The sequence below is a fragment of the Microbispora corallina genome (assembly GCF_016863035.1).
GTDB classification, from domain to species: Bacteria; Actinomycetota; Actinomycetes; order Streptosporangiales; family Streptosporangiaceae; genus Microbispora; species Microbispora corallina.
Map to the genome: position 1 here is coordinate 426073 of NZ_BOOC01000001.1, position 25230 is coordinate 451302.

The following is a 25230-nucleotide window of genomic DNA, read 5'->3' on the forward strand; positions in this document are numbered from 1 at the left end:
CGCAGCAGGGACGAACGGGGTCAGAACACCCGGCCCACGATGAAGCGTTGGGCGCCTCCGCGTGACACCTCATAGCGGAGCGACAGTCCGACCGGCTCCCTGACGGAGGGATCCGAGCCTGCGGGCCGGGCCTCGGCCGCGGCGATGTCGGCCGCCGTCACGGTCAGCTCCGCCGGCACCGCGCGGCTCCCCCGCCCGGGGTAACAGGCCACATCCGTGAACAGGCGGGTGACGAGAACCTGGGCCAGCCCGTGCAGGACGTGCGTCCACCACGCGGCCTCGCCGGCCTTCGGCCCCAGGCCGCCCGGCTCGCCGACGCGCAGTTCGGGGACCCCGAGGCGGGCCAGGCCCAGTGTGCGGAGGCCCAGCCCGTCTCGCTCGCCGGAGGCCTCCACCCGGATCCACCGCGCGACCCCGAAGTCGCCCACGGCGGCGAGCGGCGGCGGTCGCCAGGGGTCCGGCAGGAGGCGGGCGGCGTCGACGTCGACCCGGACACCTCCGCTGACGGCCGCCACCGCGTCGACCGCGTGCGACCCGGCCCACAGATGCAGCGGCGGCCAGCCCGGAGGAGCCGCGCAGGTGACCAGCAGGTGGGACGAACGGCCGGACAGAAGGGGGAACAACGGCTCCAGCTCCGGCGAGCATTCACCGCAGCAGACGATCTCCAGCACGGGCGCGAGGGCGGGATCGTCGGCCCCCGTCTCCCTGATCCTCAGGCCGACCGGAGGCGGCTCGTCGGGCCAGGGCAGGGAGGACCACCGATCCTCCACCAGGGCCGTGGGATCGGCGGGGATGCGTGCGGGCGCGGCCACCAGGTAGGCGGCCTCCAGGACCGTGGGAACGGGCAGCAGGATCACGTCCGAGACGGTGCCAGCCGGCCGTGTCTCCTCACCGACCCGAACCCGGTTCTGGGGACAACCGGCTGCGCCGGACCGATTCGCGTGCATACGGGCCCCGGCCCCGGGTAGTGCGCAGCCCGGTGGGGAACGCGTCCCCGGGGGACAGACGGGGACGCTCCTCGGGAGCCGCCCGGGCAGCCGTCGCGGGCGGCTCCCGGACTACCCGGCCGCCGCCCAGCGAACCCGGCCCCGACCGCCGTCACTCCACCCGCCGCCCTCCCGACCGGCCGCCCTCCCGCACGCCGGCGTCGGGCCGCCCGACCGGCGTATCCGCCGCAGCCACATCTCCCGTCGCCGGACGACGGGCAACGTGAGCGGCGAGAGGCCGACGCGTCAGGGGGCGGCCCGGAAGGCCCGGCCGGCGGGGGTGGGGGTGCCGTCGTCGCGGAAGAGGCCGCTGTTCGGCCGCGAGCCCGTGGCCGGCAGGCCGAACCACGCGTACCGGTGCACGTACGGCAGGGTGGCCAGCATCTTCGTCGAGGCGGTGACGAAGGCGGCCTGGCGCGTCTCCGTCGGAAAGCGGGTGCCGTGCGAGAAGTCGATCAGGGCGTACTCGGTCAGCCAGATCGGCTTGTGATACCGCCGGTACACCGCCTGGAGGTAGGACTTCAGCCGCCCGACCGCGACCTCGGTCCGGAAGTCGCCGCCGTACCAGTGCAGCGCCACGAAGTCCACGCGGTATCCCCGCTTGGCCGCGCCCCTCATGAACCGGTCGAGCCAGCCCCCGGGGGTGTCCGCGCCGTACGCGACGGCGGGGCTCCCGATGACCCGTCCCGCCGCCATGAGCTTCGGCCACAGCGCGAGGGCCTTCTCGACGGTCATGTTCGCCTGGGCCGCCATGTCCGGCTCGTTGAACCCCAGCAGGTACGGCCCGGCACTCCTCGCCTTGGCCAGGTTGTCGCGGGTGACCGAGGCCGGACCCCAGACCATGGGGACGAACCGAACCCCCTTCGGCGTGACGACCCCGTCGTGCCCGGCGGCCCAGGTGTAGTACCAGCTCGCGCGCGAGCGGGCGAGAGCCGTGCCGACGCCGGGCATCTTCCACACGCCGACCCCCTTCCTGCCGGACGGCGGGGCGGGGGTCCGAGAGGGCGCCGCGGGCAGGCGGTGAGCGCTCGAAGCGGTCGAATGCCGCTTCGGGGCTGGAGCGGGCCGCGCCGAGGGCGTACGGGAGACGGCGGGCGCCGACCGGGCGGTCAGCCGCTCGGCAGGCGGCGCGGACAGGTGTCCCGTCACGGCGGCGCCGCCCACGACCACGGCCGCGACCCCCGTCACGGCGACGGACCCCGCCAGAGGCAGGCGCGGCCGCCGCGGCCGCGGGAGGTGCCTCCGCGCGCGCCCGCCGGGTGAGCCGCCGGGTCGATGCGCGGGCCCATGCGGGGCCGCCACGGACGGCTCCGGCGCGAGGCCGCGGTGGACGGCGGCGATCAGGCGCTCCAGGGCGAACCCGGCCGGGACGGGGAGCAGCGGCAGACCGCCCAGCAACCGGTCGACCGGCAGCAGGCCCCGTCCGCGCGGCTCGCACTCGGCGCAGCCGCGCACATGCCGGGCGAAGCGCTTGCGCCACAACGGCCCGGGCACGCCGTTCCAGTCCCGGGCCGCGACGGCCAGCGCCGGACAACCGGGATCGGCGGCCAGGGCCCTGACGACGGTCCGGGCGGTGTCGAGCTGCTCCTTCATCCGCTGCACGCGGACGGCGGCGTGCCGGCCGGACAGGCCGAGGGCGCCCGCGAGGTCCGATCGCCGCAGCTCGCCCGTCTCCTCCAGCCACCACAGGGCGAGCAGCGACCGGTCCGCGGGGTCGAGCCAGCGGGTGGCCTCGGCGACCTCGCGCCGCTGGTCGGTGAGCCCGAGCCGCAGGATGGTCACCCCCGCGAAGTCGGCGGCCGGATCCTGGACCTCGGCGACGGCGTCCAGGTCGGCCCTCCGGTCGAGCGCCGCCCGGCGGTCCCGCTCGCGATCGCGCACCTGCCGTACGGCGATGGCGACGAGCCACGACCGGTACGACTCGGGCTCGCGGAGGGCGGGCAGCCCCCGGACCACCCGGAGAAGGGTCTCCTGGACCACGTCGTCGACGTCGGCGTGCCCGTTCAGGGCCCGTCCGACGATGTTGTAGACGAGCGGCAGCGAGTCGGCCACCAGGGCGTCCAGCGCCCTCCTGTCCCCGTCCCGCGCAGCGGCCACCATCGCGGTGTCCGGTCCGTCCCTCCCGGTTCGGGCCATCGCGCATCGCTCCCTGTAGGTCGTCCGGGCCACCGGCCGGCCGGTGGCGCGGACAAGTCTCTCGAACTGGACATTGGTCTGTCCTCGTCACAGGAGACCCGGAGCCGCGCATGCGGACAACGAAAATCCGGCCCCGACTTCTCGCCGGCCGCCGCGGCCATAGGCGGCAGGAGCGAGACCCGCCGGATCAGCCGTCGTAGAAGACCCGTTCGGCCACGGCCCTGGCCCGGCGCGTCATCCGCCGGTAGTCGTCGACGAAGTCCTCCGAGCCGTCCGGCGGGTATCCGAGGGCCCGCGCGATCAGCGCCCGCTCCTTGACCACGCCGGGGATGCTGTCGGCCGCCCGGCCGCGCACCAGCATGATCGCGTCCCGGATCCGGGAGGCGAACAGCCACGCCTCGGACAGCACCGCCTCGTCGGCCGGGTCGAGCAGGCCCTCCGCCGCGGCGGCGCGCAGGGCGTCGAGCGTCCGGGTCGTCCGCAGGGCCGGTACGGCTCCCGCGTGCCGGAGCTGGAGGAGCTGCGCCACCCACTCCACGTCGGCGAGGCCGCCGCGGCCGAGCTTGGTGTGCAGGGTCGGGTCGGCGCCGCGCGGCAGCCGCTCGGCCTCCATCCTGGCCTTGAGCCTGCGGATCTCCAGCACGGCGTCGTCGGAGATGCCGTCCGCCGGGTACCGCAGCGGGTCGACCATGTCCGTGAACGCCCGGCCGAGCTCGGCGTCCCCGGCGCAGAACCGGGCCCGCAGCAGCGCCTGGGCCTCCCAGTGGGACGACCACCGGTCGTAGTACGCCTTGTAGGACGCGATCGTCCGCACGAGCGGGCCCTGCCTGCCCTCGGGCCGGAGCCCGGCGTCCACCTGCAGCGGCGGGTCGGGGGCGGGCAGCGAGAGCAGCCGCCGGGTCTGCTCGGCCACCGCGTGCGCCGCGTCGGTCGCCTCCCGCTCCGGCACGCCGGGCAGCGGGGCGTGCACGAACATCACGTCGGCGTCGCTGGCGTAGGAGCTCTCCAGCCCGCCCAGCCGGCCCATCGCGATGACGGCCATCCGCGTCGGGAACGGGCGGCCGGCCGAGACCTTGTTCACGGCGGCGTCCAGGGCGGCCTGGATCGTCACGTCGTTCAGCGTCGCGAGGGCCTGGCCGACCTCTTCGATGTCGATGAGGCCGGACAGGTCGGCGCAGGCCGTGCGGAACAGCTCCCGGCGGCGCAGGGCGCGCACGGCCGCGACCGCCGTCTCGGCGTTCTCGCCGTGCCGGGTCACGGCCGCCGCCGCCTCGGCCACGAGCGTCGCGGGCGGCCGTACGGCGAGCTCGGCGGGCGAGCCGAGCATCGCGACGGCGTCCGGCGCGTGCAGCAGTAAACCGGTCACGTAGCGGCTCGTGCCGAGCAGCCGGGCCAGCAGCTCGGCGACCGCGGTCTCGTCGCGCAGCAGCCGCAGGTACCAGGGTGTGGAGCCGAGCTTGTCGCTCACCTGGCGGAAGCCGAGCAGGCCCGCGTCCGGGTCGGGGGCGTCGGCGAACCAGGCGAGCATCACCGGCAGCAGCGTCCGCTGGATCGCCGCACGCCGGGACACTCCGCTGGTCAGCGCCGCGATGTGGCGCAGCGCGCCCTCGGGGTCGGTGTAGCCGAGCGCCTCCAGCCGGGCCGTGGCCGCGGCCGCCGACAGCCGCGCCTCGGTCTCGGGGAGCCGGGCGACCGCCTGGAGCAGCGGCCGGTAGAACAGCTTCTCGTGGAGCCGCCGCACCTCCAGGGCGTGGCGCTTCCACGTCGTGGTGAACTCGCCCACCGGGTCGGTCGTCATGCCGAGCCCCCGGCCGATCCGGCGCAGGTCGGCCGTGTCCGACGGCACCACGTGCGTACGGCGGAGCCGGTGCAGCTGGATCATGTGCTCGACCTGGCGCAGGAACGTGTAGGCCTCGGCCAGCGCCTTGGCGTCGTCCCGGCCGACGTACCCGCCGCGGGACAGGGCGGCCAGCGCCGACAGGGTCGCCCGCCGCCGCAGGAGCGGGTCGGAGCGCCCGTGCACGAGCTGGAGGAGCTGCACGGCGAACTCGATGTCGCGCAGCCCGCCCGGCCCGAGCTTGATCTGCCGGTCGGCCTCGCCCGCGGGGACGTGGGCCTCGACGCGGCGGCGCATCGCCTGGACGTCCTCGACGAAGTTGGGCCGGGCCGCCGCCTGCCAGACCAGCTCGTTGACGGCCGAGGCGTACTCCCGGGCGAGCTCCTGGTCGCCCGCGACCGGGCGCGCCTTCAGCAGCGCCTGGAACTCCCACGTCTTGGCCCAGCGGCGGTAGTAGGCGATGTGGCTCTCCAGCGTCCGCACGAGCGGGCCCATCTTGCCCTCGGGCCGGAGGTTGGCGTCCACCTCCCACAGGGACCCCTCGGGCGTGCTGGTGGAGCAGGCCCGCATCATGCCCTGGGCGAGGCGGGTCGCCGTCTGCAGCGCCTTGGTCTCGTCGACCCCGTCACGCGGCTCCGCCACGAAGACCACGTCGACGTCGGAGATGTAGTTGAGCTCGCGGGCGCCGCACTTGCCCATGCCGATGACGGCGAGGCGGACGTTACCGGCGTCGGCGGTCTCCGCGCGGCTGATCGCGAGGGCCGCCTCCAGCGCGGCGCCGGCGAGGTCGGCCAGCGCGGCCGCGGTCTCGGCGAGGGTGGCCTCGCCGGTGACGTCGCGCCCGGCGAGCTGGAGCAGCCGTCCGCGGTAGGCGACGCGCAGCGCCTCCGTCGCCGGGCCGGCCGCCGCGGGCTCGGCCGTCTCCAGCGACGCGCCGCCCGCCACCGGCTCGGCCGCGTCCGGGTCGGCGCCGACGGCGAGCAGCAGCTCCTCGCGCATCTCCCGGTCGGTCGGCCGTGCGGCCGGCTGGAGCAGCTGCAGGCATTCGGGGTGCCGGACGACGTGGTCGCCCAGCGCGACGCTCAGCCCGAAGACGCCGAGCAGCCGCCCGCGCAGGGCGGGGTCGGCGCGGAACGCCCCGAGCACGCTCGGGTCACGCTCGACGAGGCGGTTCAGCGACGTGAGCGCGAGGTCGGGGTCGGCGGCGCGGACGAGGTCGTCGAGCAGGGCGAAGTCGCCGACCGCCTCGGGCCCGAGCTCGTCGAGGAGCCGCTCCGCCCGGGCGCCGTCGGCGAACCCGAGTGCCGCCAGGCGTCCTGCCGTCGTCTGTATCCGAGGCGCGGCGTTCACCGTTCCTTCCTCCACCCCGACGTCGATCACGTCGGCCCCCCGAGACAGGCCTTCCCAGTAACGGTACACATGGGATGAAAGCCTCCTCGCTGAGATCGGCTCCCGACGGGGCCGCTCCTCCGGGTCGCTGCCGGACCCACCGCCGTCGACCTGGTGTGCCCCCCGGGCGCCCGCATGGGGTCGGGCGCGCCGGTGGAGCACATCGCACACGGTAACTCGCGGCCCTGTGCGCGTCCTTAGCGGTTTCTCAGCGTAATCGGCCCATCACGCGGATTGCCCGCGCACCTCGCGCGTCTCCCCGGCGTGGCGTCCCGTTCACTCCATGGCCACCTGGGCGGCGAACGCCTCCGCGAAGGGCCGCCAGGTGGCCTCGAGCTCCGGCTCCGCCTCCCGCACCCGCGCGTCCAGGTCGGCGACCCGGAGCGGGTCCATGTCGCTCGTGCCCGTCCAGGACGCGAAGATCCCCGCGGACGCCTCGGGGTGGAACTGGACGGCCCAGGCCCGCTCCCCCAGCCGGTACGCCTGGTTGGGGTACTGGGAACCGGTCGCCAGCCGCACCGCCCCCGCGGGCAGCGCGGTCATCGCGTCGTAGTGGTACTGCACGGCCCGCCACGGCCCGGCCGGCAGCGCCGAGAACAGGGGGTCGTCCGCGGCCTCCGGCAGCGGCTCGATCGCCCCGGCGCCGATCTCCAGTCCGGCCGTCCCGCGCTCGACCGTCCCGCCGCAGGCGATGGTCATGAGCTGGGCCCCCAGGCAGATCCCCAGGGTCGGGACGCCGGACTCCACCGAACGCGCCATCAGCGCCCGGGTCGCCGGCAGCCAGCCGTACCCCTCGTCGTCCCAGGCGGACGCCGCCCCGCCGAGGACGAGCAGCCCGTCCCCTGCCCGCTCGGGCACCGGCTCACCCTTGTACGGCCGGACGACCTCGCACCGGACGCCCGCCCCCTCCAGCCATCCGGCGAAGAACCCGAGCCCGGCCTCGGCCTCGTGCTCGATGACGATGAGTTCATGCATGATCCGAGCTTAGGGACACATATCCAGATGAGACATCCCTGGGCGGGTCGTACCGTACAGTCCGAATCATGAAATTCGATGAGGTGGCCGTCCCCGGCGGGCGGCTCCGGATCGCCCTCTTCGGCGAGGGCCCGCGCCTGGTCATCGCGGCGCACGGCATCACCGGCTCACACGTGTCCTGGGGCGCGGTCGCCGACGCCCTTCCCCCGGGATGGACGCTGGTCGCCCCCGACCTGCGCGGACGCGGTCACAGCGCCGGCGTCTCCGGCCCGTACGGGCTGGACCGCCACGCGGAGGACCTCGACCTGGTCGCCCGGCACGTGGGCGCGGACGAGACGAGCGTGCTCACCGGCCACTCCATGGGCGCCTATGTGGCCGCCCTGCACGGCGCCGCCCGGCGCTACGCCCGGGTCGTGCTGATCGACGGCGGCCTGCCGCTGCCGATGCCCCCGGGCGCCGACCCCGACGAGGTGCTGACGCTGACCCTGGGGCCGGCGATCCAGCGGCTGAGCATGACGTACCCGAGCGTGGACGCCTACGTGGACTTCTTCCGGGCGCACCCGGCGCTCGGCGAGGGCTGGTCGCCGCTGGTCGAGGAGTACGTCCGCTACGACGCGACCGGCGCCGAGAGCGCCGTCCGCTCCCGCGCCCGTGAGGACGCCGTACGGCAGGACGGGCGCTGGCTGCTGACCGAGACCGAGGCCATCGCCGCGGCGCTCAAGGCGGTCGAGGCGCCGCTGTCGCTGCTGCGCGCCCCGCGGGGACTGCTCAACCAGCCCGTCGGCATGCTGCCCGACGACCTCGCGGCGGAGTGGGCCACGCGGCTGCCGTCGCTGCGCCAGGAGGTCGTGGACGACTGCAACCACTACACGATCGTGTTCGACCCGCGCTGCGCCCGTCTCGTCGCGAGCCGGCTGACGGAGCCGTCCCCCTGAGGGACGGCGGTCAGGCGCAGTCGGCGACCGGGCGCGGCGTGATCCAGGTGGCCGCGGCGGCCGCGACCAGCGTGCCGTCCAGCTCGTAGACCGCGCTCACGCCGAACAGCTTGCGGCCCTCGCGCCGGACCGGGCGGGCCACGACCGAGTAGCGGCCCATCGGGTACACGCGCCGGTAGACCTGGCCGGTCAGCCGTCCCAGCAGGGCCGACTCGACCGGCTGGGAGGCGGCGCCGGAGCAGTGGTGCGCCCATCCGGTGGCGCAGTCGAGGGCCGCCCACACGATCGACTCGGGGACCACGCCGTGCTCGTCGGTCACGCCCACCGGCACCCGCCACCCGGCGGCCACCAGGTCGGTGCCCTCGACCGGCCCGGGGAAGATCCGCAGGCCGTCGCCAGGCTCCCGTACGCCGCAGGCGAAGCACCCCGCGATCGCGTGGCCGCCCAGGCCGGGGAAGCCCGCCTCGGCGCGGGCCGCGTCCGTGAACGACACGAACGGCGGCGGGGTGAGGGTCTCCGCGACGGGGATGGCCTCCACGAGGTGGCTGTCGTCCCGGCACAGCGCGACGGCGTTGCCGACGTGCTCGACCGCGAGCTCCGTCTCCAGCGGGACAGGTTTGTGGAGGGTGACCTCCACCGGGGACTCGTTGCCCGCCCCGCGCAGCACGCCCGCCAGCGTGCCGGCGATCCAGCCGCCGTTCGCGGTGCCCTCCGGCCCACGGAAGCGCTTGGGCACGGTCAACACGGTCTGCAGCCCCACAGCCGCCGTCATTGGGTTACGCCCTCCCCAGGTCCCTGAAACGGTTCATCCGTAAAAGTCGTAACAACGAAACCGATTTTACTGTTCCGGCCTGAGATCCAGAAAAACATGCGGCGGTGTCAGGATCATTAGCAGCCTGTAACACCTCCATGACCGGCGGGGGCGGAGGTCCCCGCGCGCGCCGGGCCCGCTCACGGCCCGGCGCCATCCGGTGGCGGGTCGACCAGCATACGCATCAGCTCTCGCAGCCGTACGGCGAGGGACTCCTCGTCCATGCCGGCGAGCGCGGGGGTCGCGACGACCTTGCGCATCAGCCACACCCCGGCGATCAGGGACAGCAGCAACTCCGCCCGCGCCTCCGCGTCCGTCCCGGACAGCAGACCGGTGAGGTGCCCCCCCACGTGCCTCTCGATGCCCGCCCGGATGATCTCCGCGGCTCGCGGATTCGCCGCCGACCGGAGCATCAGCAGGAACGGGTCCAGGTCGTCGGCGTACGGCGCGGTCCGCCTGGCCACGGCCTTCGCCGTCTGCTCGCTCAGCGCGTCCGGGTCGTCGCCCACCACCGTTCGCGGCGCGAAGGAGCGGTCGACCGCCTCCGCGAAGAGCTGTTCCTTCGACCCGAAGTAGCGGTTGACCAGCATGGCGGTCACTCCCGCGTTGCCGGCCACCTCCCGTACTCCGGCGCCGTCGTAGCCGGCGCGGGTGAACGCCTCCACCGCCGAGATCAGGATCGCCTCACGGGTCGCGCCGGCGTCGCGCCGCCGTGAGCCGTCAGCCGGTCCACGCGTGTCCTCCACCATGTCTACGAGTGTAGACTCATGTCGAGGTCTACAGCTGTAGACACACAGTGCGAACGGGGGAATTCCATGAACCTGAACCTGGCCGGCAAGCGTGCTCTGGTCACCGGTTCGAGCTCCGGCCTGGGCGAGGCGACGGTGCGCCTGCTCGCCGCCGAAGGCGCCGCGGTCGTGGTGCACGGACGCGACGAACAGCGCACCCAGGCGGTGGCCGAGGCGATCCGTGCGAACGGCGGGAAGGCCGACATCGCCATCGGCGACCTGACCGGCGACGACGGCGCGGACGCGGTGGCGTCGGCGGCGCTGGCCGGCGGGCCCGTCGACATCCTGGTCAACAACGCGGGCGCCTACAGGCACCTCTCCTGGGCGGACGCGACGCCGGACACCTGGCGCGACACCTACGAGGGCAACGTCATCTCCGGCGTGCGGATGATCCAGCGGCTGGTGCCCTTCATGCGCGAGCGCGGATGGGGTCGCGTCATCACCATCGGCGGCGGCCTCGCCGTCCAGCCGATGCACCAGCACCCGCAGTACAACGCCACCCTCGCCGCCCGCCACAACCTGGCGGTGTCGCTCGCGCGCGAGTTGCGGGGCACCGGCGTGACCTCCAACGTCGTCGCGCCCGGCGCGATCCTCGTCGAAGCCGTCAAGGACCTGCTGACCGAAATCGCCCCCGCTCGCGGCTGGGGCGAGAGCTGGGAACAGATCGAACAGGACGCGACGAACGAACTGGTGCCCAACGACATCGAGCGCCTGGGCCGGCCGGAGGAGATCGCCACCGCCGTGGCCTTCCTCGCCAGCCCTTTGTCCGGCTACATCAGCGGCGCCACTCTCCGCGTCGACGGCGGCCACATCCGCGGCGTCGCCTAAGGTCCCAATGGTGGCCGGATGCGCCCGTCCCCGGACCGATGGCGCCTCGGTCGGACCACAGTATGATCACGACCGCGACGCGGCGGCGCCAGTCGGGCGCCCCGGCCGTTCGCGCTGCGCCCGGGGGTGCTCTACCACGCGTTCGGTCACCAGGGGCGAGGCGATGACGAAGTCAACACCGACTACGTCAGCTTCTCAGCGGAGAGCGTGGCCACGCTCACCCCGGGGTCGGTGCTGGTCCAGCGTTACGACGAGAGACGGTCGCCGGCGCCCGACTGGGTCGACGTCGTGATCACACGGGACGACTTCGATCGTCAAGGCCGCAATCACGACTGCCGATGACCGCTCCGGCCACGGAGCGGTCATCGGCAGGTCAGAGCATGGGCAGGAAGCGGTGCGATGAAGCGGCAGTACGCGCACCACCGTGGCGTGCGGGTCTCGGCAAGGACCCGCGAGAATTACAGCGGGGCACGACCGCCACCACGGGTGCATGCCGGTTCGCACCTCCGGCGTCGCCCGCCCGCGCGCGGCTCTATGTGAGTGTCTGTGTGAGTTCGTTGCGGTGTTCGGTGTACACCACGTGGCCGTGAGCGCCGTTGACCAGAGGCATGTACGGCGGGACATGGCCACACTCGACGTCAGCGATGATCGGTACGGCGAGGCCGCCGAGTGCGTCGAGCACCGCCTCATGCTGGGTGAGCGAGTCGATGCCCGGGGCCCGGGTGCGGCCGACGAGCACGGCGTTGGCGTTGGTGAAGAATCCGGCCATCCGCATCCCGTGCAGGTTTCTGCAGATCGTCGCCGCGTCGTCGTCGGACGCCTCGACGTAGACGAGCAGCCCTTCGGGCGCCGTGGTCGCTGCGAAGGACGCGATGTCGCCATACGGCGTACCGGTGAGGTTGCACAAGGTCTCGATGCACCCTCCGATCAGCCGGCCCTCGGCCCGCACGTCACCGTCGCCGTCCAGCCGCGTCCACCGTCCCGGCGTGTCGAGCGTGAACTCGCTCACGTCCGGAGTGGTTCTGTAGTTGTCCCATCCTTGTGCTCGGTAGCGGTTCGGCGGACTCTGCGTGAAAGTCGTTCCCGGCTCCATCAGCGTCACGTCCAGCCAGGTGAGCAGTCCTTCCGGCGCGCGGTACGGCGTGTCCATCAGGTTGTTGCCATGGATCGTCGCGATCCCGGTCATGAGAGTGAGCGGAGTGATGATCGTGGACATGTCGGAGAAGCCGACGATCCATGTCGGGTCGGCCTCACGCAGTTGGTCCCAGTCGAGCAGGGGCAACAGGTCGATCGCGGTCACCCCGCCCCATGGCGGTACGACGGCCCTGATGCGCGGGTCGAGGAGCATGTCCATCAGTTCGCGTGCCCGTGCGGCGGCCGGCGCGCTGACGTGTCCGGTGCCGTCCATGCACTCCCCGACCACCACCTCGTATCCGCGCGCCTCCACGGTACGGACGGCTGCCTGGAGGCGATCTCGCAGGCTCTCGTCCACTCCACTGGAGGGGGCGGTGACACCGACACGGTCGCCAGGACGCAACGGGGAGGGGAATCGCACCTTCATGCCCATGATCTTGCCGGAATACTCAGCCGGGTAGCCACGGATTCGCCTGCCGCGACCCCAAAGCAGAAGGAAGGCCCTGTCCGCCCCGTGTGCCATCGACCCGCCGCGGAGCGGCAGCGGGCCGGTGACGGAGGGGCAAGCCCGGCTTGACATGTCCCCGGCGCCGGGTGCCCGGGGGAGTGGAGGATCACCCCTTCCGGTGAGCCTTCCCCAGTCACTGGGTGACGCTCACCGGAAGTCCATTTCGGCAAGACGCAGGGGGTCGATTGATCATGGTGTCATGCCCTGGGTGTGCGCCCTCCGGTCCGGCGATATAGATCGACAACGTCGCTGTCTTTCTGGCAGGGTGCATGCATGACGATGGAACTGCTCTTTGCGGGAGTAGCGGTCGAGGCCTTTCCCGGCGCTGTTGAGTGGTACAGCCGGTTGTTTGGCAGGGCCGCCGATGTCGTCGTGACCGACCAGGAGATCATGTGGCGAATTGCCGACACCGCGTGGCTGTACGTCATAGAAGACGCCGGACGCGCTGGCCGGAGCCTGGTCACCATCTCGGTGTCGGATCTGGATCAAACAGTGGCCGATCTGGACGCGCGAGGCATCAGCAGTGGCCGCATCGAGACGGTCGGCGACGCCGGCCGCAAGGCCACTGTGACCGACCCCGAAGGCAACTCGATCGCGTTCATCCAGGTCGCCGCTGCGTAACCGAACGGTGGGCTGGACGCTGCACCTCGGTTGTCACTCAGTTGGTCCCGCATACCGGCCTCCGGTAGCGCCAGGAATCGTGTTGCAGCGCTTGCTGCAATACGGCTCTCAGCACCTCCTACTGACTTCCGACGTTTTACGGCCTTGGGCGGAACCAGAGCGGAACTGAGGCGCGCGGACCGACGACGGAGACGTAAGCCAGGGCTGACGTTAAGAGGCACGGCCGCATCGCGCACAAGGGGGAGAAAGCGCCCATCCAGGCCAGCCGGCGGTGGCACGTGGAGCGCACCCACGCCTGGCAGAACGCCTTCTCCCGGCTCGCTCGCTGCTACGAGCGGCGCGCCACCGTCATCGACGCATTCTTCGACCTCGCCGACACCATCATCACCGTCCGTAGCCTGATCCGCCGAGCCCGGACCACCCACCGCTGGGACACCCGTCCTCGACGCCGCCCATGACTTCACCAGGGCACGGGCGTTCCGTCCCAGGAGAAGAAGCCACCGGTGGGCCCGTCGTCCGGCAGCAGGGCCAGGCGGAGGGCACCCAGCGCGGCCTCGGCCGGGTCGCCGCCGGCAGCGGCGGCCCGGGGGTTGAGATCGGTGGCCCGCAGGCCGGGGGCGAGCGCGTTGACCTTGAAGCCGTCCTCGGCCAGCGTCTGGGCGTAGAGGACGGTGAGGGCGTTGAGGGCGGCCTTGGACGACCGGTAGGCGGCGGCGCCGCTTCCCGGGGTGAACTGGGGGTTGGGAGTGGTGCTCCAGGTCAGCGACGCGGTGCCACTGGAGATGTTGACTATGCGCGGGCGCGGAGACCGGCGCAGGGCGGGCAGGAAGGCATTGGTCACCGCCACTACCCCGAACACATTGGTCTCGTATGTGCGCCGGTACTCCTCGACGCCGGTGTCGGTCGGCGGGGCGAGCGACGGCGAGATTCCGGCGTTGTTGACCAGCACGTCCAAGCGGTCCACCTGAGCCGCGGCCTGTGCGACGCCGTCGGGGTCTGTCACGTCGAGGACCAGCAGACGGGCCCCGGCTCCGATCTCCTCGACAGCCCGCTGCCCGCGCCCGGGGTCACGGGAGCCCACGTACACGGCGAGGCCCTCGGCGGCGAGCAGCCGGGCGATATGCTTGCCGATGCCCTTGTTGGCACCGGTGACCAGAGCTGTGCGTTCGTTCATGGCAACCACGCTTCCCTGGTCGTGGGCGCTCTGCCAGGGACAGCCTGTACCAGGCAGTGGGAGGAGGCGACGTGGCGCGGCAGGAGCTGGCCCACTACCTGCGGGACCGCCGGGCGGCCCTGCGTCCGCACGAGATCGGCCTGGCGGCGACGGGCACCGACCGCCGCACACCGGGTCTGCGCCGCGAAGAGGTGGCGGAGCTCGCCCACATGTCGGTCGACTACTACACGCGGCTGGAGCAGGCCCGGGGGCCGCGGCCATCGGCCCGGATCCTGGACGCGCTGGCCCGCGCGCTGCGGCTCACGCCGGCCGAACGCAGCCATCTGTTCCGCCTGGCGGGTTCGAGCGCGCCGCCCGGCATCAGCGCCGTGCGGCGGGTGCGCCCGCACGTGGCCCGGATGCTGGAGCGGCTGCCGGAGACCGGTGCCATCGTCACTGACGCGGCGTACGACGTCGTCGCCTGGAACCCCCTGGCCCGGGCACTGCTCGGCGCCGACCTTGGAGGCGGGACGACGAACCTGGCCCGGCGCCGCTTCCTGGGCCAGGGGCGGATGTACGAGAGCTCCAGCGCCGAGGAATTCGGGCACATCGTGGTGGCGCGGCTGCGCCGGGCCGCGGACCGCTACCCGCATGATCCGCAGTTGGCCGAACTTCTGGCCGAACTGCACGCCGGCAGTGAGGAGTTCCGGCAGATCTGGGAGGCGCGTCCGGTCCACGCTCCCGGGCACCGCACCAAGACCCTGGACCATCCGGAGGCCGGTGCGCTGCGGTTGAACTGCGACGTCCTTCTCGTGCCCGAGGATGACCAGGAGGTTGTCCTGATGACGGCCGACCCCGGATCACCTGCCGTGCGGGCCCTGCGCAGGCTAGCCACGCAGGCGGCCTGAAACTAAGGATGCGCTCGGTCATGATCCGTGCTGAGCCGGTGGCCGCCGCGATGCTGAGGGCCTCCGCGCCGACTGTCGCGGCCTGCTCGGGCTCGCTCGCTCCAGCGTAGGCAGTCGACTCACGCGCCAGGTACACACCTCGGTCTCGGTGGTATCCGGGCGGAAGTGCGGTGATCGCGGTGCGGAAGCCTGTGGCTGCTGCCTCGTGGTCCCCGAGAGCGGCGAGACCCCCGGCTCGGTGCACCTCTGGTGTCGACATCGTGATTGTGGCGGAGTATCTGGGGCACAGTGACCCGGCCTTCACGCTGCGGACCTACACACACCTGATGCCCAGCGCGATAGTGCGGGCACGGCGGGCCATGGACGCCTTTTTCAACGACGGCGCGTATGCCCTGGATGTGCCCTGATCTTCGATGCCTGGAGGATCGCCCCTTCCGGTGAGCCTTCCCCAGTCGCTGGGTGACGCTCACCGGAAGTCCGTTTCGGCAGGTCAGAGCACCGGGAGGTAGCGGCCGAGCTCGTACTCGGTGACCTGGCGGCGGTACTCCTGCCACTCGGTCCGCTTGTTACGCAGGAAGTAGTCGAAGACGTGCTCCCCGAGCGTCTCGGCGACCAGCTCGCTGTGCTCCATGGCCGCGATCGCCTCGTCGAGCGACTGAGGCAGCGGGGCGATGCCGAGCGCCCGCCGCTCCCCGCTGGTCAGCGCCCACACGTCGTCCTCGGCGCCGGGGGGCATCTCGTACCCCTCCTCGATGCCCTTCAGGCCGGCGGCAAGGATGACCGCGAACGCCAGGTAGGGGTTGCAGGAGGAGTCGAGCGAGCGGAACTCGATCCGGGTCGAGCCGCTCTTGTGCGGCTTGTACATCGGCACCCGCACCAGCGCGGAGCGGTTGTTGTGGCCCCAGCAGATGTACGCGGGGGCCTCTCCGCCGGCCCCGGCGATCGCCTCGGCGCCGCCCCACAGCCGCTTGTAGGAGTTCACCCACTGGTTGCACACCGCGGTGATCTCGGCCGCGTGCCGCAGCAGCCCGCCGATGAACGAGCGGCCGATCTTGGAGAGCTGGTACTCCGCGCCCGGCTCGTAGAAGGCGTTGCGGTCGCCCTCGAACAGCGACATGTGCGTGTGCATGCCGGAGCCCGGGAAGTCGGTGAACGGCTTGGGCATGAACGAGGCCCACACGCCCTGCTCCAGCGCGACCTCCTTCATGACCAGGCGGAACGTCATGATGTTGTCGGCCGTGGTGAGCGCGTCGGCGTACCGCAGGTCGATCTCCTGCTGGCCCGGGGCGCCCTCGTGGTGGCTGAACTCCACGGAGATGCCCATGGACTCCAGCATCATGATCGCGTTGCGCCGGAAATCGTGGCCCGCGCTGTGCGGCGTGTGGTCGAAGTAGCCGCCCTCGTCGATCGGCTCCGGCCGCTGCCCCTTCTCCGGGCGGCTGCGCAGCAGGAAGAACTCGACCTCGGGGTGGGTGTAGAAGGTGAAGCCCATGTCGGCCGCCTTGGCGAGCGTCCGCTTCAGGACCCACCGGGGGTCGGCGTGCGACGGCGAGCCGTCCGGCATGAGGATGTCGCAGAACATGCGGGCCGCGCCCGGCGACTCGCTGCGCCACGGGAGGATCTGGAACGTCGACGGGTCGGGCTTGGCGAGCATGTCCGACTCGTAGACCCGGGAGAAGCCCTCGATGGACGAGCCGTCGAACCCGATGCCCTCGGCGAAGGCGCCCTCGAGTTCGGCGGGGGCGATCGCCACCGACTTCAGGAAACCGAGCACGTCGGTGAACCACAGCCGGATGAACCGGATGTCACGCTCCTCGAGCGTGCGGAGGACGAATTCCTGCTGGCGGTCCAAGGCGTACCTCTCGGAAATTACACGTCAGGTCTCGTACCAGTGTGCCCCTTGTGTGTTTCACAGGGGTTACGGGGGGGTGTGAGGGCGCGACCGGAGACCGTGCGACTTCGCACCGCCGGAGGAGGGCGGCGTCCCCCGCCGTCCCGGGGACGAACCCGACGGGGCCGGGTTGATCCGGTGTTGATTCGGTGTCGACCGGGCCGGGCTAACGTCCGGCCATGCCGGTGCCCCAGACGAAGGAGTGCCCGGTCGTGCCAGAGCCCTCGCGCGACCGCTCCCACCCCGCCAATCCCGTCGATCCCGTCGATCCCGTCGGCAGCGCCGACCCCGGCCTCCGCGAGCCCGGCGAGTTCCCGTACGACGACGACCTCGCCGGGGACGCCTCCGGCGACGAGCACGGGCGGCGGGACCTCGTCCGGGCTCTGGGACCGGCCGTCGGCGTCGCCATCGCGGCCGCGTCCATCTGCCTCGAGATCGCCGACATCTGGGTGACGGCCCAGATTCCGCCCGCCGACTACACGCCGCTGCCGTTCGCGCCCGAGGACATGGCGGGCACCGCGTTCCCCGTCTTCGGGGCGCTGCTGGTGATGTCGCGGCCGCGGCTGCTGCTCGGGTGGCTGCTGTGTCTCGGCGGCCTCGGCTCTGCCGCGAACATCCTCGCCGCCAACGTGGCGGCCCTGCTCGTACTGCACGGGGGCCATCCGCTGGTCCATCCGCTCTGGATCTTCGCCGACGGGGTGTGGAACCTCACGACGTACGCCCTCGGGATCCTGCTGCCGCTGCTCTACCCGACCGGCCGGATCCTGTCCAAGCGCTGGTGCGTGCCCGGGGCGTTCGCGGCCTGCGCCCTCGCCCTCGACTGGCTGTGCTCGGTCGTCGCGCCGTCCGGCACCAGGACCGGCGACAACCCGCTGGAGGTGGCGGCCTTCGCCCCGTACTACGCGGGCACCCGGCAGGTGCTGCACGCGGCGGTCGCGGTGGGCATGGCGCTGGCGTTCTCCTCGCTGGTCGTGCGGTTCCACCGCGCGGGACCGGTGGAACGCCGCCAGATCCTCTGGCCCCTGGTGGCGATCGCGGGGCTGGTCGTGCCGTGGGTGATCGGGTACCCGGTCTGGTGGGTCGCGTCGCTGACCATCCCCTTCGTGCCGGCCGCCATCGCCGTCGCCGTGCTGCGCTACCGCCTGTACGGCATCGACACGCTGATCAGCCGCGCCATCGTCGGCGCCGGCCTGGTCGGCGTGGTCGTGGGCGTGTACGTGCTGGCGGGCGCGGCGTCGAGCCTGGTCCTGTCGGAGGTCGACCGGTTCGCCGGGCTGGCCGCCGCCCTGTTCGCCGGGGCGTTCTTCCAGCCGATCCGGCGCGGGCTGCAGCGGCTCGTCGACCGGGCGCTGTACGGCTCGCGCGGCGACCCCACGGCGCTCGCGGCCGCGCTGCGGCGGCGGCTGCAGCACGCCGACCCGGCCCACGCCCTGCTTGCGTCGCTGGAGGTGCTGCGCGAGGGCCTGTCCGTGACCGGCATCAGGGTCGAGGTCGACGGCGCGGCCACCACCAGCGGCGAGGCGGAGCGGGTCGCCCGGGAGATCCCCCTGGTCTGGCACGGCGAGCCGGTGGGCGTGATGCTGATCGGCCCGCCCGGCAGGCGCCGGTTCCCCGCCGCCCATGACGAGCGGGTCATCTCCGTGCTCACGCCGTACGTCGCGGACGCCGCGCACACGGTGCTGCTGACGAGGGCGCTGCAGCGCTCGCGGGAGCGGATCCTGACGGCCAGGGAGGAGGAGCGCCGCCGGCTCCGCCGCGATCTGCACGACGGGCTGGGGCAGACGCTGTCGTCGATGGCGATGACGCTGTCGATGGCCCGCGTCAGCCTGGAACGGTCCCCCAGGACGGCGGACGAGCTGCTCGGCCAGCTGCGCGGCTGCATGGACGACGTGTCCGCCGACGTCCGCGAGCTCGTGTACGGCCTGCGGCCCCCGGCCCTCGACGACCTCGGGCTGGCGGGAGCCGTACGGGCCCTGGCGGAGGAGGCGCGGCCCGGCCTGCTCGCGGGCGCGGCGGTCGCCGGGGACGCCGAGGCAAGCGCTGAGGCAGGCGCCGGGGCGGACGCCGGCGCGGGAGCCGGCGCGAGCGTGCCGCCGGCGGCGGCGGTGGACGTCGACGTGCGAGGCGACCTGGACGGACTGCCGGCCGCCGTGGAGGTGGCGGCCTACCGGATCGTGCAGGAGGCGCTGACCAACGTCCGCAAGCACGCCCGCGCCCGCCGCGTGCGGGTCAGCCTGCGGCGGGACGGCGAGCTGCGGGTGGTGGTGGCCGACGACGGGGTGGGCCTGCCCGCGAGCAGGAGGCCGGGAGTGGGGCTGGTCAGCATGGCCGAGCGAGCCGCCGAGGTCGGTGGCACCTGCGCCGTCGCCTCCGGCCGGGACGGCGGCACCACGGTCGTCGCCCGCCTGCCCGCCGGCTGGCGCGACGCCGGTTAGCGGCCGGTCAGGAGCCGCAGGCCAGGGAGTCGCCGATGGGGGTGCGCCGGTAGAGGACCTGGCGGCCGAGCCGCCTGCCCGTCACGAGCCCGCCGTCCGAGAGCACGGTCAGGTGCTGGCTGACCGCGCCCGGCGTGAGGTCGAGCCGCCGGGCCAGGGAGGTCGTGGAGCCCGGCTCCTCCAGCGCCGTCAGGATCTGGGCCCGGGTGCGGCCGAGCAGCGCCGACAGCGCCTTCGGCGTGCAGGGCGCCCCCGACGACCACAGCGTGCCGACGCCCCTGGCGGGGTAGCTCAGCATCGGCCGGTACGGCTCGTACATCACCGAGACGTCGGGCCAGCCGAACGCGCTCGGCACGAGCACGAGCCCGTCGCCCGCGACGTCGCCCTCGTAGACGCACTGCTTGGCCGTGACCAGCCGGTCGCCGTGCCAAGCCACGGAGGAGTGGAGGTCGGCGAACAGCTCCCGCACCCCGCCCGCGGCCAGCCGGCGGGACCGCCACATGACGTCGTTCTCCAGCAGGCCGTGGATCCGCGGCCAGAACTCCTCGAACGCCGCGGACCAGTACTCCCCCAGCCGCTCGGTCACCCGCCGCATGCCCGCCTCCGGGTCCTCCTGGAACCGGGCCACTGCCGCGGGATCGGCCGTCGGAACCCAGGCGACCTCCTCGTACGCCGTGTCGGGACGGGTGGCGCGCACCCGTTCCAGCTCCTCGGCGAAGTCGGGCAGCGGGGTATCGGGCGGCGGGGTCAGGAAGTCGGCCACGTACCCGGTCACCGGGACGATCGCGAACAGCTCGGTCAGGTCGAGCCCGCGCAGCCGGGGCCGTACGGCTCGCAGCCACGGCAGGTGCAGCGAGTGGCGGGCGGGCGCGCGCAGCACCCGGAGACTCGCGACGAGCTCCCACATCGGGGAGAAGGCGAAGCGCAGCCGCGCCACGTCGTCGGGCGTGAACCGCCACTCCACCGGCACGGCGTCTCCTCCATCTTTTAGCGACGCCTAAAAGATTGGCATGGCGGCCACGCACTGTCCAAGGGTTGACCGTGTGACGACGGTGACGACGAGGCGGGATTTCCTGCGATCAAGGGTGGGCGGGCTGCCGCGCGCGTTCTGGGTGCTGTTCGCCGGGACGTTCGTGAACCGCCTCGGCACGATGGTGGAGCCGTTCATCGGCGTCTACCTCACGCAGGCCCGCGGGATGTCGCTGGCCGCGGCCGGGCTGGTGATGACGATGTTCGGGGCCGGGTCGCTGCTGTCGCAGCCGGTGGCCGGCTGGGCCTCCGACCGCTTCGGCCGCCGGGTGACGCTGACCGGCGGCATGACGGCCACCGCCGTGACCATGGTCGCGCTCGGCTACACCACGAGCCTGCCGGGGATCGTCGCGGCCATGCTCGTGCTCGGGGTGGTCGTCGACGCCTACCGCCCGGCCTCCCAGGCGCTCGTCGCCGACCTGGTGTCGCCGCAGGACCGCCCCCGGGCGTACGGGCTGCTGTTCTGGGCGATCAACCTCGGCTTCTCGATCGCGATGGTCGCCGGCGGGTGGCTCGCCGGGTCGGGCTTCACGGTCCTGTTCTGGGTGGACGCGGTCACCTGCCTGATCTTCGGGATCCTGGTCTGGCGGGCGATCCCGGAGACCCGGCCGGTGCGGGCGGCCCAGGAGGGCGGGAGCTTCACCGACGTGCTCCGCGACCGGCTCATGGTGGCGTTCGTGCTGATCAACTTCGCGTACGCGCTGGTCTACCTGCAGGCCTACAGCACGCTACCGCTGGCGATGACCGGGGTCGCCGGCCTGCCCGCCAGCGCGTACGGCGTCGCGATGGCGGTCAACGGCCTGGTGATCGTGGTCGTGCAGCCGGTGACGAACTCCTGGCTGGCGAGGTACGACCCGTCCAAGGTGCTCGCGGCCGGATTCGTCCTGGTGGGCGCCGGGTTCGCGTTGACCGCCGCGGTGGCCTCGACGCCCGGGTACGCCCTGAGCGTCGCCGTGTGGACGATCGGGGAGGTGCTGACGGCCGGCATCCCGGGGGCGATCGTCGCCGCCCTCGCCCCTGCCCACCTGCGCGGACGCTACTCCGGCCTGTACGGCCTGTCCTGGTCCGCCGGGACCCTGCTCGCGCCCCTCACCGGGACCCGGCTGCTGGAGGCGTCCCCCACGCTGGCGTGGCTCATCCTGGGCGGCCTCGGCCTCCTCGCGGCCGCCGGCCAGATCGCCATCGGCCGCGCCGTCCGCCGCCGCACCGCCCTCACCCGGCTGCCCTGAGGCGGCCGTTCGCTGGTCATCGGGGATGAGGGCGGACATAATCCTTGTCCAGCATGGACGAAAAACCGCCGGCATCCCCGGGGCGGACGGCCGCATGGGTCATGGCGGCCGTGGCGCTTGCCCTCACCGCGGCCGGCCTGCTGATCCAGGTCCGGACCCCCGCGGAGTGGCGCGCCGGGACGCCCGTGACCCCGGATCTCGGCGTGGCGCTGACGTTCCCCGCCGTGGGAGCGTTCCTGGTCGCGCAGCGGCCCCGGCTCAGCGTGGCCTGGCTCATGTGCGCGGGCGGCCTGCTGGCGTCCGGCAACGTCTTCTTCACGGCGGTGTCGTTCGGCGAGGCCTCGCGGGGGGCGTTCGCCGCCGCCAACGCGGCCCGCTGGCTGGACGTCGCCTGCTGGGCGCTCGCCGGGCTGATGCTCGCGATCCTGCTCCCCCTGCTGTCCCCCACCGGGCGACTGCCCTCGCGCCGCTGGGTGCCGGTCGTCGTGCTGGGGTCCCTCGCGACCGCCGGGGAGATCATTTTGGCGCTGGTGCGTCCCGACCCCGACCCGGCGACGTACGCCTGGCCGGTCGTGATCCACAACCCGCTCGAGATCCGGGCCGTCGTCCCCTACTACTCCACCCTCTGGACGGTCCTGGGATACGCGATCCAGGCCTGCGTCGTGGCCGCGCTGGCGTCGCTCGCCCTGCGGCTGCGGCGGGCCGACCCGGCGACCCGGCGCCAGATCGCCTGGCCGCTCAGCGCGTTCACCGGGTACGTGGTGTTCTACCTGCTCGGCGACTCGATGGGGCCGGCGGCGACGGCGTGGACGGCCGTCATCCCGTTCGCCATCCTGTTCTCGGCCCTGCGCTACCGGCTGTACGGCATCGACACCGTGATCAGCCGGGCCATCGTCGCGGCCGGGCTGCTCGCCGTGGTCAGCGCCGTCTACTTCGGCGCCGGCGCGATCGCGGGTCTCGTCGTCTCGGGGTACCACCAGGTCGCCGGGCTGGCCGCGGCGCTGTTCGCCGGAGCGTTCTTCCAGCCGTTGCGGCGGCTCCTCCAGCGGGCGGTCGACCGGGCGATGTACGGCCGGGTGGGCGACCCGGCGCTGCTCGCCCAGCGGCTGACCCAGGAGGTGCGGCGGGCCGACCCGGCCGACGCGCTGGCCTCCGTCGTGACCGTCGTGCGGGACGGCCTGGCGGTCGACGGCGCGGCGGTCGAGGTCGCCGACGGCCGGCCGCGGTACGTCGAGAGCGGCGACGTCGGCCCCGCCCCGAGGCCCATCCCCCTCGTCTGGCACGGCGAGCCGGTCGGGCGGCTGCTCGTCGGCAGACCCGGCGCCCGCCGGTTCGCGGCCGCGCACGACGAGCGCGTGCTCGCCACGCTGCTCCCCTACGTCGCGGACGTCGCCCACGCCGTGCGGATGGCCGCCGACCTGCAGCGGTCGCGTGAGCGCATCCTGGCCGCCCGCGAGGAGGAACGCCGCCGCCTGCGCCGCGACCTGCACGACGGCCTCGGCCAGACGCTGGGAGCGATGGCCATGACGATCAACATGGCCCGGATCAGCCTGTCGCGCTCCCCCGCCACCGCCGACAGCCTCCTGCAGGACCTGCGCGTCGGCATGGACGCCGTGGCCGGAGACATCCGCGAGCTCGTGTACGGCCTGCGGCCCCCGGCGCTCGACGACCTCGGGCTCGCAGGGGCCGTACGGGCCCTGGCCGACGAGACGCCGCCCTCCGACGACGGCGACGGGTCCGCCGTGGCCGTCCGCGTGGACGGCGACCTGACCGGGCTGCCGGCCGCCGTCGAGGTGGCGGTCTACCGCATCGTGCAGGAGGCGCTGACGAACGTCCGCCGGCACGCCGGCGCGACCCGGGCGCGGGTCGAGTTGGAGCGGTCCGGTACGCCGGGGCCCGACGGGGGCGGCGGGGAGCTGCGCGTGCGGGTGGCCGACGACGGCGCGGGCCTGCCCGCGCGCCTGCGCGCCGGGGTCGGCCTGTCGTCCATGCGGGAACGGGCGGCCGAGGTCGGCGGCAGCTGCGTCGTCACCTCCCCCGAGACCGGCGGGACGCTCGTCGAGGCGCGCTTCCCCCTGCCCGCCTGACCGGACGTCCCCGGCCCGTGGCTCGTGACGCAACGGAGACTGGTCGCCGCGTTCCAGGGCGGCCCGTGGCTCTACGCTTACCGGTGCGATGGTGATATTCCGTGCTCTCGGGCCGTTCGAGGCCGTATCCGATGGCGAGACGCTGGATCTCGGCGGGCAGCGGCAGCAGGCGGTGCTCGCCCGGCTGCTCGTGGCCGGAGGGCGCGCCGTACCCGTGACCGTCCTGATCGACGAGCTGTGGCCCGGCGGGCCGCCGGCGCAGGCCCTGTCGACCATCCAGGGGTACGTCTCGCGGCTGCGGCGGGCGCTCGAACCGAACCGGGCGCCCCGCGAGGAGGCCGGCGTCCTCGTGTCGGCACCTCCCGGCTACGCGCTGCGCGCGTCCGTGGACGAGGTCGACGCGTGGCGGTTCGAGGGCCTGGTCAAGGCCGAGGACGGCGACGCCGCGGGGACGCTGGAGCGGATGGAGACGGCGCTGGGGCTGTGGCGAGGCCCGGCCCTCGCCGAGTTCCAGGACCTGCCGTGGGCGCAGGCCGAGGCCGCCCGGCTCGACGAGCTGCGGCTGGTCGCCGTGGAACGACGTGGTGACGCCGCGGTGCGCCTGGGCCGTACGGGCGCGTTGATCCCCGACCTGGAGGCCCACGCGTCGGCCCACCCCCTGCGGGAGGAGGCCTGGCGGCTGCTCGCGCTCGCGCTCTACCGCGCGGGCCGGCAGGGCGACGCGCTGGGCGCGCTGCGCCGGGCCAGAGAGGCGTTGCGCGAGGAGCTGGGGCTCGACCTCGGGCCCACGCTGCAACGCCTGGAGCAGGACATCCTCACCCAGGCCCCCCACCTGGACGGCCAGGCCCCGCCACCGGCCCACCCGGCCGCCACGTCCTCCGCCGCGCGCCCGGCGGGCACGCTGCGCGTGCTGATCGCCGACGACCAGGCCCTGGTCCGCACCGGGCTCAAGGTGATCCTCGACAGCGAGCCGGGGCTCGACCTCGTGGGCGAGGCCGAGAACGGCGAGCAGGCGATCACGCTGGCCCGGGCCGCGCGGCCCGACGTGGTGCTCATGGACATCCAGATGCCCCACCTGGACGGCCTGGCCGCCGCCCGGCGCATCCTCGCGTCCGACGCCCCGCCCAAGGTCGTCATGATGACCACGTTCGGGACCGACGAGAACCTGTACGCGGCCCTGCGCGCCGGGGTGAGCGGGTTCGTGCTGAAGACCTCGGCGCCCGAGCAGCTGATCGCGGCGATCCGGGCGGCCGTCGCCGGGGACGCGCTGCTCGACCCGGCCGTGACCACGCACCTCATCGCGGCGTTCGCCGGGCGCCGGCACCCCTCGGCCCCGGAGGGGCTGTCGGACTCCGACGTCGACCTGGTCAAGCTGGTGGCCCGGGGCTTCACCAACCGTCAGATCGCGGTGACGCTCGACGTCCCCGAGCATGAGGTGGCCGACGAGGTGTCCGGGCTCCTGCGGCGGCTGGGCCTCGTGGACCGGGCGCAGCTCGTGGTGATGGCCTACGAGAGAGGCCTGGTCAGCCCCGGCTCGCCCGGCGCCTGAC

At 73.4% G+C, this 25230-nt stretch carries 18 protein-coding genes and 1 pseudogene; 9 read left to right on the forward strand and 10 right to left on the reverse strand.

What is annotated here, in order from left to right; all coding sequences use genetic code 11:
• Nucleotides 1-20: 20 nt before the first annotated feature.
• The 4 genes from Mco01_RS02010 to Mco01_RS02025 form a co-directional block, all read right to left on the reverse strand.
• Nucleotides 21-857, reverse strand: coding sequence for a hypothetical protein (locus tag Mco01_RS02010; protein WP_204055155.1), 837 nt, complete (start codon nt 855-857; stop codon nt 21-23).
• A 375-nt stretch (nt 858-1232) separates the two neighbouring features.
• Complete coding sequence (locus Mco01_RS02015) at nt 1233-3122, reverse strand: sigma-70 family RNA polymerase sigma factor (RefSeq protein ID WP_204055156.1); 1890 nt, start codon at nt 3120-3122, stop codon at nt 1233-1235.
• A gap of 187 nt (nt 3123-3309) precedes the next feature.
• Nucleotides 3310-6309: a bifunctional [glutamine synthetase] adenylyltransferase/[glutamine synthetase]-adenylyl-L-tyrosine phosphorylase gene (locus Mco01_RS02020; protein ID WP_204055157.1), complete on the reverse strand. Its 3000-nt coding sequence runs from the start codon at nt 6307-6309 to the stop codon at nt 3310-3312.
• 315 nt (nt 6310-6624) lie between these two features.
• Nucleotides 6625-7323: a type 1 glutamine amidotransferase gene (locus Mco01_RS02025; protein WP_204055158.1), complete on the reverse strand. Its 699-nt coding sequence runs from the start codon at nt 7321-7323 to the stop codon at nt 6625-6627.
• Between the two features lie 68 nt (nt 7324-7391).
• Between Mco01_RS02025 and Mco01_RS02030 the strand changes: the two genes are divergently transcribed.
• Nucleotides 7392-8258 (forward strand): alpha/beta fold hydrolase, encoded by an 867-nt coding sequence (locus Mco01_RS02030; RefSeq protein WP_204055159.1) that lies wholly within the window; start codon nt 7392-7394, stop codon nt 8256-8258.
• A gap of 10 nt (nt 8259-8268) precedes the next feature.
• Here the strand turns inward: Mco01_RS02030 and Mco01_RS02035 are convergent, their stop codons facing one another.
• Together Mco01_RS02035 and Mco01_RS02040 are read right to left on the reverse strand one after the other, a co-directional pair.
• Nucleotides 8269-9030: a hypothetical protein gene (locus tag Mco01_RS02035; protein WP_204055160.1), complete on the reverse strand. Its 762-nt coding sequence runs from the start codon at nt 9028-9030 to the stop codon at nt 8269-8271.
• Between the two features lie 179 nt (nt 9031-9209).
• Nucleotides 9210-9818, reverse strand: coding sequence for a TetR/AcrR family transcriptional regulator (locus Mco01_RS02040; protein ID WP_204055161.1), 609 nt, complete (start codon nt 9816-9818; stop codon nt 9210-9212).
• Nucleotides 9819-9884: 66 nt separating this feature from the next.
• Between Mco01_RS02040 and Mco01_RS02045 the strand changes: the two genes are divergently transcribed.
• Nucleotides 9885-10685, forward strand: a complete 801-nt coding sequence (locus Mco01_RS02045) for an SDR family NAD(P)-dependent oxidoreductase (RefSeq protein WP_204055162.1) — start codon at nt 9885-9887, stop codon at nt 10683-10685.
• Between the two features lie 532 nt (nt 10686-11217).
• On the opposite strand, the gene Mco01_RS02050 is transcribed toward Mco01_RS02045, so the two are convergent.
• Nucleotides 11218-12399: a S66 family peptidase gene (locus Mco01_RS02050; protein ID WP_307825546.1), complete on the reverse strand. Its 1182-nt coding sequence runs from the start codon at nt 12397-12399 to the stop codon at nt 11218-11220.
• A gap of 201 nt (nt 12400-12600) precedes the next feature.
• On the opposite strand from Mco01_RS02050, the gene Mco01_RS02055 reads away from it, so the two are divergent.
• Complete coding sequence (locus Mco01_RS02055; RefSeq protein ID WP_204055164.1) at nt 12601-12948, forward strand: VOC family protein; 348 nt, start codon at nt 12601-12603, stop codon at nt 12946-12948.
• 221 nt (nt 12949-13169) lie between these two features.
• Nucleotides 13170-13406: pseudogene (locus tag Mco01_RS02060) on the forward strand (IS5/IS1182 family transposase); the annotation flags it as partial.
• Between the two features lie 2 nt (nt 13407-13408).
• On the opposite strand, the gene Mco01_RS02065 reads toward Mco01_RS02060, so the two are convergent.
• Entirely contained in the window at nt 13409-14122 is a 714-nt protein-coding gene (locus Mco01_RS02065) for an SDR family oxidoreductase (protein WP_204055165.1), read from the reverse strand.
• A 71-nt stretch (nt 14123-14193) separates the two neighbouring features.
• On the opposite strand from Mco01_RS02065, the gene Mco01_RS02070 reads away from it, so the two are divergent.
• Nucleotides 14194-15009 carry a helix-turn-helix transcriptional regulator gene (locus Mco01_RS02070; protein WP_204055166.1) on the forward strand — a complete coding sequence of 272 codons (816 nt, stop codon included), beginning with the start codon at nt 14194-14196 and terminating at the stop codon, nt 15007-15009.
• A gap of 490 nt (nt 15010-15499) precedes the next feature.
• Here the strand turns inward: Mco01_RS02070 and glnA2 are convergent, their stop codons facing one another.
• Nucleotides 15500-16861: a gamma-glutamylpolyamine synthetase GlnA2 gene (glnA2, locus tag Mco01_RS02075; RefSeq protein WP_204055167.1), complete on the reverse strand. Its 1362-nt coding sequence runs from the start codon at nt 16859-16861 to the stop codon at nt 15500-15502.
• 218 nt (nt 16862-17079) lie between these two features.
• Between glnA2 and Mco01_RS02080 the strand changes: the two genes are divergently transcribed.
• On the forward strand, nt 17080-19335 hold the full coding sequence (locus Mco01_RS02080; RefSeq protein ID WP_204055168.1) for a sensor histidine kinase: 2256 nt from the start codon (nt 17080-17082) through the stop codon (nt 19333-19335).
• A 7-nt stretch (nt 19336-19342) separates the two neighbouring features.
• On the opposite strand, the gene Mco01_RS02085 is transcribed toward Mco01_RS02080, so the two are convergent.
• A complete protein-coding gene (locus tag Mco01_RS02085) occupies nt 19343-20305 on the reverse strand; it encodes an ArsR/SmtB family transcription factor (RefSeq protein WP_239103262.1) in 963 nt (320 codons plus the stop codon).
• A 73-nt stretch (nt 20306-20378) separates the two neighbouring features.
• Here Mco01_RS02085 and Mco01_RS02090 point away from each other — a divergent pair, with 73 nt between their 5' ends.
• The 3 genes from Mco01_RS02090 to Mco01_RS02100 all read left to right on the forward strand — a co-directional run bounded on the left by Mco01_RS02090 (nt 20379) and on the right by Mco01_RS02100 (nt 25229).
• The gene (locus tag Mco01_RS02090; protein WP_239103263.1) at nt 20379-21593 is read left to right on the forward strand and encodes an MDR family MFS transporter; all 1215 of its coding nucleotides are present in this window, start codon (nt 20379-20381) and stop codon (nt 21591-21593) included.
• Between the two features lie 53 nt (nt 21594-21646).
• A complete protein-coding gene (locus Mco01_RS02095; RefSeq protein WP_204055170.1) occupies nt 21647-23680 on the forward strand; it encodes a sensor histidine kinase in 2034 nt (677 codons plus the stop codon).
• Between the two features lie 88 nt (nt 23681-23768).
• Nucleotides 23769-25229: a BTAD domain-containing putative transcriptional regulator gene (locus Mco01_RS02100; RefSeq protein WP_204055171.1), complete on the forward strand. Its 1461-nt coding sequence runs from the start codon at nt 23769-23771 to the stop codon at nt 25227-25229.
• Nucleotide 25230 lies beyond the last annotated feature (1 nt).